This window comes from Bacillus sp. FSL W8-0920, from assembly GCF_038593215.1.
In the GTDB taxonomy this organism is placed as follows: domain Bacteria; phylum Bacillota; class Bacilli; order Bacillales; family Bacillaceae; genus Bacillus; species Bacillus pumilus.
In genome coordinates this window covers 3,808,262-3,814,701 of record NZ_CP151974.1, presented here as the reverse complement: position 1 = coordinate 3,814,701, position 6,440 = coordinate 3,808,262, and the positions used below count along the sequence as shown (strand labels likewise).

At 38.7% G+C, this 6,440-nt stretch carries 6 protein-coding genes; all 6 read left to right on the top strand.

The window, feature by feature from the left end; translation table 11 throughout:
* The first annotated feature begins 620 nt into the window (after positions 1-620).
* The 6 genes from rpmH to mnmG all read left to right on the top strand — a co-directional run bounded on the left by rpmH (position 621) and on the right by mnmG (position 6,440).
* Positions 621-755 (top strand): 50S ribosomal protein L34, encoded by a 135-nt coding sequence (rpmH, locus tag NSS78_RS19560; RefSeq protein ID WP_008360908.1) that lies wholly within the window; start codon positions 621-623, stop codon positions 753-755.
* A 78-nt stretch (positions 756-833) separates the two neighbouring features.
* Positions 834-1,193 (top strand): ribonuclease P protein component, encoded by a 360-nt coding sequence (gene rnpA, locus NSS78_RS19555; protein WP_335353056.1) that lies wholly within the window; start codon positions 834-836, stop codon positions 1,191-1,193.
* Between the two features lie 158 nt (positions 1,194-1,351).
* Positions 1,352-2,134 carry a YidC family membrane integrase SpoIIIJ gene (gene spoIIIJ / locus NSS78_RS19550; RefSeq protein ID WP_095117972.1) on the top strand — a complete coding sequence of 261 codons (783 nt, stop codon included), beginning with the start codon at positions 1,352-1,354 and terminating at the stop codon, positions 2,132-2,134.
* Positions 2,131-2,754, top strand: a complete 624-nt coding sequence (gene jag / locus NSS78_RS19545) for an RNA-binding cell elongation regulator Jag/EloR (RefSeq protein WP_003215074.1) — start codon at positions 2,131-2,133, stop codon at positions 2,752-2,754. The genes spoIIIJ and jag overlap by 4 nt, the downstream gene beginning before the upstream one ends.
* Positions 2,755-3,156: 402 nt before the next feature.
* A complete protein-coding gene (gene mnmE / locus NSS78_RS19540) occupies positions 3,157-4,536 on the top strand; it encodes a tRNA uridine-5-carboxymethylaminomethyl(34) synthesis GTPase MnmE (RefSeq protein WP_050944676.1) in 1,380 nt (459 codons plus the stop codon).
* 17 nt (positions 4,537-4,553) lie between these two features.
* Positions 4,554-6,440, top strand: coding sequence for a tRNA uridine-5-carboxymethylaminomethyl(34) synthesis enzyme MnmG (mnmG, locus tag NSS78_RS19535; RefSeq protein ID WP_342468256.1), 1,887 nt, complete (start codon positions 4,554-4,556; stop codon positions 6,438-6,440).

The window sequence follows — 6,440 nt, the reverse complement described above, 5'->3', positions numbered from 1 at the left end:
AAGTCTTCTCCCCCCTCCTTTTCTTTTTAAAATGACCAGTATCAAACTGTTATAGAACACGAAAAAGAGCAAATGGTCATCACCATTCGTGCACATACATTGTTGAAAACAAATAATATAGTAGAAAAACGTCTTTTCGACAAATTACACAGCCTGTGGATAAACAATTCAACAACCTGTGTAATATCTTTCCACAGCTTATCCACAGAATGTGGATAACGCAAATAGGTCAGATAAGTAATTAAGAGTTAAAACACAAATATAATATCAAAATAAACGAGATGGTGCAATGGGTGTCACAAACTTATCCACACACTTTACATCCTGTTGAAAAATAATTATCCACATCGGTTATTTGTGTGAAAAAAATGTCGATAATGGATGTGGATAGTCTAAATATGCCGGAAAAATATCCACACCCTTGTTTTGGAGGCTTTTTAGGAGGAAAAAAAGAATAAAATGTTGGAAACTGAAAAAGAAGGTTTCTTCGTTTGATAAATTATGTTATGCTTATAAGGTTGATAATAAGAGTTTTATCATTGATATTGACAATCGATGGGTTACACAAATATAATGAGTTAGACTGTCTTAAACAGCTATTCCTCAGGGAGGTGTCATAAATGAAAAGAACGTTTCAACCAAATAACCGTAAGCGTAGTAAAGTTCATGGCTTCCGCAGCCGTATGAGTTCTAAAAACGGACGTCTAGTTTTAAAGCGACGCCGCAGCAAAGGTAGAAAAAAATTATCAGCTTAGGCCACTGAATAATGTCAGTGGTCTTTTTTACATAAAATCGTAATTGAACTGTCAGTTTTTATCGGAGTGGAAGAAAACATGAAGAAGCGAAACAGGCTAAAAAAAAATGAAGAGTTTCAAAAGGTGTTCAAAAAAGGTCAATCAATGGCGAACCGCCAATTCGTTATTTACCAGCTGGATCAACCAGATCAAGATGAACTGCGTTTAGGATTGTCTGTCAGTAAGAAGATTGGTAATGCAGTGATGAGAAATCGAATTAAACGACTGATCCGCCAGGTGTTTTTAGAGGAAGGTCATAAGTTAAAGCAAGAAAAAGACTACATTGTCATTGCAAGAAAACCAGCAAGTGAATTGACCTTTGAAGAAACAAAAAAGTCTCTCCAACATTTATTTAGAAAATCTGCTGTTTATCAACAACAACCGAAAAAGTCTTCGTAATAGAAACTTTCGTTGAATCAATTTTTAAAAGCGCTTCCTTCATCTAGTGAATTAAAATGAAACCACCACTTTGTAATGAAAAAATGTTACCATACTGATTAGGTGAGTCACTTTCGTAATCAATTCCAACTTAAATAAAGTTTGAAGTAATGGGAGGAATCTTGTTGAAAAGGCGATTATTACTAATATTTAGCTTGATTGGCGCATTGGTTCTATTGGCAGGATGTACACAGATTAATGAACCAATCACATCAGATAGTAAGGGATTCTGGAACTCATATATTGTTTACCCGCTATCTCAATTAATCACGTACATGGCAAATTTGACTGGTGAAAACTACGGGGTTGCGATCATTATTGTGACACTGTTAATCCGTTTGCTCATTTTACCATTAATGATTAAGCAGTTAAGAAGTACAAAAGCAATGCAAGCATTGCAGCCTGAATTGAAAAAACTTCGTGAAAAATATAGCTCTAAAGATCAAAAAACTCAGCAGCAGCTTCAGCAGGAAACAATGGCCCTTTTCCAAAAGAATGGCGTCAATCCATTGGCTGGCTGTTTCCCAATTTTAATTCAGATGCCAATCCTAATCGGTTTTTATCATGCGATTATGAGAACAGCAGAAATTAAAAAGCATACATTCTTATGGTTTGACTTAGGCAGTCCAGATCCATTGTTCCTATTACCGATCATTGCGGGGGTAGCTACTTTCATTCAGCAAAAACTGATGATGGCTGGAAATCCTTCGGACAACCCTCAAATGGCGATCATGCTGTGGGTTATGCCGATTATGATCATTGTATTTGCTATTAGTTTCCCAGCAGCACTTTCATTGTACTGGGTTGTAGGTAACATTTTCATGATCATCCAAACATTAGTGATTAAAACTCCTCAAGTAAAATTAGATACAAAAGAAAAAGCTGGCGGGAATAAAAAATGAAGGAAATAACTGCTGTCGGTCGCACAATCGAAGAAGCAGTAGATTCCGGACTTAAACAAATGCAGCTTCTAAAAGAAGAAGTAGATATCACAATAGTTGATGAAGGAAATAAAGGGTTCTTAGGATTATTTGGCAAAAGACAAGCTGTAGTCAAATTGATAGAAAAGAGAAATGCTCTTAAATTAGCTACACAGTATTTAGATAATATTGTTAAATCAATTGATCCTAAAGCGAAGATTGTTTCCAAACAGGAACCGAAAAAGATTTCTTTCCACATTGATGGAGATAAAACGTCATTAATGATTGGAAAAAGAGGTCAAACTTTGTACTCTTTAGAAACCTTGGTACAGTTAGTGTTTAATCGCTATTCTGATCAGTATCATCATATTACCATTGATATTGGAGATTATAGGAAGAAGCGACAAGAAGCACTTGAACAATATGCCGTCAAGACAGCAAACAAAGTTTTAAAAACGAAGAGAAAGGTTCATTTAGAACCAATGCCTTCGAACGAACGAAAAGTAATTCATGATACGATCGCTGCTTTTTCTAAAGAACTAGCAACGGCATCGGAAGATACAGGCAGCAAGCGTCATGTTGTGGTGCTGTATAAAAAATAACAGAAAGGCTAGAATTCAGCAAAGCTGGATTTTAGTCTTTTTTTATTGAAAAATTGTGTTTCTATAGAAGATTCATCCTTTATTTCTAAAAAGTTAGGGTGTAATTTGAGTGGAAAATGCTATTTTCACAAGTAAACAAAGGCATCGGGGCGTTTAAATTTATTGGGTTTCGGTGTAAGATGTGAAGATGAGTTGAGAACGTCGTTATTCACATGTGGATAAGTTAAGTGTTAAAATAGATAGGATGCCAAGCTGTGGATAATTAGATGGAGGATACTTTCACTTCGCTTTCATTTATGGTATCTTTAAATTTTGGATTAAGCGTTTTTGATATAGAGATGGACAACGTCCATTTAATAGATAAAAGACTGTCTATTAAGTAGAGAAAGAGGTGATTGAGCGATGGATACAATTGCAGCCATTTCGACACCGATGGGTGAAGGAGCAATTGCGATTATTCGTTTAAGTGGGCCTGAAGCGGTACAGATCGCTGATCGGATGTATAAAGGGTCTAAGGAGAAAAAACTTGTATCAGTGGATTCTCATACCATTCATTATGGTCATATCGTGGATTCAAAGACTGATCAAGTAATAGAAGAGGTCATGGTGTCAGTACTTCGAGCGCCAAAAACATTTACGAGAGAAGACGTTATTGAGATTAACTGCCATGGCGGAATTGTAACGGTCAATAAAGTATTGCAGCTTGCTTTAAGAGAAGGAGCAAGATTAGCGGAGCCAGGTGAGTTCACAAAGCGTGCTTTCTTAAATGGAAGAATAGATCTATCGCAAGCAGAGGCTGTCATGGATTTGATTCGGGCAAAGACGGATCGTGCGATGAATGTAGCAATCACTCAAATGGAGGGACGACTCTCCGGTTTGGTTCAGCGACTGCGCGGCGAGATCCTAGAAACACTGGCGCATATTGAAGTCAATATTGACTACCCAGAGTATGACGATGTTGAAGAAATGACACATCGCGTTTTAGTGGAAAAAGCGACATCGGTCAAAAAAGAAATTGAGTCGCTGCTCTCGACCTCTCAGCAGGGGAAAATCCTTCGAGAGGGCTTATCCACTGTAATTATAGGAAGGCCGAATGTTGGTAAGTCTTCCTTGCTGAATAGTCTTGTACAGGAAACAAAGGCGATTGTCACAGATATTCCTGGAACTACGAGAGATGTCATTGAGGAATATGTGAATGTAAGAGGTGTACCCCTCCGTCTAGTCGATACTGCGGGTATACGTGAGACTGAGGACATTGTTGAGCGTATAGGGGTTGAACGATCTAGACAGGTCTTAAAAGAAGCTGACCTGATTTTACTTGTGCTCAATTATAGCGAAGAATTATCAGAAGAAGATATTAAGCTTTTTGAGGCTGTCTCAGGTATGGATATCATCGTAATTGTGAATAAGACAGACCTTGAGCCTAAGCTTGATGTAGAAAAGGTCAAGCAGTTAGCGAAGGATCGTCCGGTGGTCACTACATCATTATTACAAGAAAAGGGCATTGATGAGCTAGAAATGGCGATTCAATCACTGTTCTTCACTGGATCAATTGAAAGTGGAGATTTAACGTATGTAAGTAATACAAGGCATATTGCCTTACTTCAGGCAGCAAAACAGTCAATTGAGGATGCTCTTGAAGGAATTGCAATGGACGTACCGATCGACATTGTTCAAATAGATTTAACACGCTGCTGGGAACAGCTCGGTGAAATTATAGGAGATGCTGTTCATGAAAGCTTGATTGATCAGTTATTCTCTCAATTCTGTTTAGGAAAGTAAAGGGAGGAACATAAGAAATGGGTTATGAAGCTGGCAATTATGACGTCATCGTCGTGGGTGCCGGTCATGCTGGGGTTGAGGCTGCTCTTGCTTCTGCAAGACAGGGCGCCAAAACACTTGTATTGACTATCAACCTCGATATGGTTGCTTTTATGCCATGTAATCCGTCCGTAGGCGGTCCTGCAAAAGGGATTGTCGTTAGAGAAATTGATGCACTGGGCGGAGAAATGGCACGAAATATAGATAAGACGCATATCCAAATGCGCATGCTGAATACGGGGAAAGGACCTGCTGTCCGTGCGTTAAGAGCGCAAGCAGATAAGTTCCAATATCAGCATGAAATGAAAAAAACAATGGAAAATGAACCGAACCTGACAATGCTTCAAGGGATGGTGGATCATTTAATTGTAGAAGATGATGAATGTAAAGGTGTCGTTACCCAAACAGGAGCAAACTATCGTGCGAAGTCTGTTGTATTAACGACTGGGACTTTCTTAAAAGGCCGCATTATTTTAGGGGATCTATCTTATTCAAGTGGTCCAAATAACCAGCAGCCATCCATCAAATTATCGGATCACCTAGCAGAGTTAGGATTCGATTTGGTTCGCTTTAAAACAGGAACACCTCCTCGAGTGAATAGTCACTCGATTGACTATAGTAAAACAGAAATTCAACCAGGTGATGACGTTCCGCGGGCGTTTTCCTATGAAACGGTTGAATATATTACTGATCAACTGCCATGCTGGTTAACTTATACGAGTTTAGAAACACATCAAATTATTGATGAGAATCTTCACCGTTCTCCAATGTATTCAGGTATGATTAAAGGAACTGGTCCTAGATACTGCCCTTCCATTGAAGATAAAGTGGTTCGTTTCAATGACAAACCAAGACATCAAATTTTCTTAGAGCCAGAAGGTCGTAATACGCAGGAAGTGTATGTTCAAGGATTATCTACAAGTCTTCCAGAGGATGTACAGCAGCGCATGCTTTCCACCATCCCAGGGCTCGAAAATGTACAAATGATGAGAGCGGGTTATGCCATTGAGTATGATGCAATTGTGCCTACTCAGTTGTGGCCTACACTTGAGACGAAGAAAATTTCTGGATTATATACAGCCGGCCAAATTAATGGTACGTCAGGCTATGAGGAAGCAGCAGGTCAAGGGATTATGGCAGGTATTAATGCAGGAAGAAAAGCATTGGGTAAAGAAGAAGTCATTTTAAGCCGATCTGATGCATATATCGGTGTTCTCATTGATGACCTTGTCACAAAGGGAACAAATGAACCTTACCGTCTTTTGACATCCCGTGCAGAGTATCGTTTGCTTCTTCGTCATGACAATGCGGATTTAAGATTAACTGAACTTGGCTATCATATTGGATTAATTTCTCAAGAAAGATTCCAGGCATACCAGCAGAAAAAAGAAGCCATTGAAGCAGAGAAAAAACGTTTATATTCTGTCATCATTAAACCCACAGCAGAGACACAAGAATTTATTCGTTCACTTGGTGGAAGTGAGCTGAAGGACGGTATTCGTGCAAGTGATTTGATGAAGCGTCCAGAAATGAACTATGAATCAGTTGTGAAGTTAGCTCCTGCTGAAACACAGCTTCCTTCTGATGTGTGTGAGCAGGTAGAGATTCAAATTAAATACGAAGGTTATATTGAAAAGTCACTCCAACAAGTTGAAAAGCTGAAAAAGATGGAGAACAAAAAGATTCCTGATCGTATTGATTATGATGCCATCAAAGGAATTGCAACTGAAGCGAAACAAAAACTGAAAGAAGTCCGACCGCTTTCTGTTGCACAGGCTTCTCGTATTTCAGGCGTTAACCCTGCTGATATTTCTATCCTTTTAGTATATTTAGAGCAGGGACGTATTGCGAAGATAGCAGAATAG